General features: G+C 55.2%; 1 protein-coding gene. It reads left to right on the forward strand.

Annotated features, from left to right (window positions below):
- Positions 1-288: hypothetical protein (locus AC1RPH_RS08235; protein WP_481762099.1), on the forward strand; the 288-nt coding region annotated here is incomplete at both ends.

Raw genomic sequence — 288 nt, forward strand, 5'->3', positions numbered from 1 at the left:
GTTCAGAAGGGTCCGAACTTCCGGCCGCCTGAAGAGCATATCTCGGCCACGCTGTTCGGTCGAGACGCACTGCAAGACGAATACATCGATCTGTATGAACGACTCCAGCGGCTGTCCGTGCTCACTGCCCCGACGCTGCTGCCTCCGATGGAGCAGCTTAGCCGGGATCAGGCCAATGAGAATATGGTTCGTTCGTCCATTTCGTCTCTTTCGGCTAATGACCATGAACACGGTCACGAGCATGAGTCTATGATTCCGGATGACGATGTGGAAGTTCCGGAGCATTAC

The organism is Dellaglioa sp. CoH-57-MRSF-16 (assembly GCF_056782055.1).